General features: G+C 44.3%; 1 protein-coding gene. It reads left to right on the forward strand.

The features are described 5' to 3' along the window. Positions 1–186 precede the first annotated feature (186 nt). Positions 187–1253 (forward strand): transposase (locus FTV42_RS17040; protein ID WP_180039266.1); only part of this gene is annotated, 1067 nt, incomplete at its 3' end.

The raw sequence follows: 1253 nt of genomic DNA on the forward strand, positions 1-1253 counted from the left end.
GTCTTGAAGCTATAAAGTCGATTGACCATTCTGCCCAAAATATCCTTGCATTTTTCTTGAAAAATTCTGCAATTTCTCTATATAGAGGCACTTGCAAAACTCCACAAACAGCCTGAATTAACATTTTTTGAAAAAAGTTGTAGATGTTAAAATGAGCTTCTAAACCAACACCCTAACATCTACAGCATGAATACTACATTAAGCCCTTTTCTCAAACAACGGTTTCAAGCCTTACAATACGAACTTATTCCTTTAGTCGCAGCCGATTTAGACGGCATCAGCTCAAAGCTCGAACGCATTATTCGTGTGCTCGAGTGGAGTGACATCGAATCCTTGGTATACCAATATCAAGGGTGTGCTGTGGGAAGACCTCCTGCTGACCGCTGCGCTTTGGCATGTGCCTTTATTGCAAAAGCTGAACTTGGTATCGTCACCACACGGGGCTTGATTGAACGCCTAGAAGTTGATCGTAGATTGCGGCGAATTTGCGGCTTCAATCTGTATAAAAAACTACCCAGCGAAGGGACATTTAGCCGTGTTTTTGCTGAATTTGCAGCGCGTAAACTAACCACTCGCGTTCATGAGCAGATGGTGAAGTCCAATCTTGCGGATACGTTAATCGGTCATATTAGCCGTGATGCAACCATGATTCCAGCACGCGAAGGTGTTGAGAAAATAGTTCTCCCTCCTGTTGTAAAACCGCCTGCCAAAAAACGAGGTCGCCCTGCATTCAACTCGCCTAAGACCTTGACCACTAAAATATTAACTGCCATTCAGATTCAACTCACACAGACACTTCCTGAAATGCTCCGAGATTTACCTACGGGCTGTTCTGTTGGCACAAAAACGAACTCAAAAGGGTATTCTGAGAGTACCAAAGGCTACAAGCTTCATTTAGATACAGCATGTTGTGGTGTAGTGATCAGTGCTTATCTGACGGGTGCGGTCGTTCATGATAGTCGTGTTGCCCTGCCGTTATCGTTGATGAGTGAACAGCGTGTTACGGCATGTTATGAGCTGATGGATGCAGGTTATTGTAGTACGGATATTCGAGAGTTTGTGAGATCAAGAGGTCGTGTTCCGTTGATTGATCACAACAAGCGTCAGGGTGAAAAAATAGAATTTTGCAAAGCGGAAGCACAGCGATATAAACCGCGTAGAAGTGCTGAAGGTAGTAATGCGTGTTTAGTGGATGAGCTTGGCGGTGGGGTGAGTTATTATCGAGGTCACGTCGAGGTGGTGAGTCATTTGAT

This window comes from Acinetobacter sp. YH16052 (assembly GCF_013417155.1).
Taxonomy (GTDB): Bacteria; Pseudomonadota; Gammaproteobacteria; order Pseudomonadales; family Moraxellaceae; genus Acinetobacter.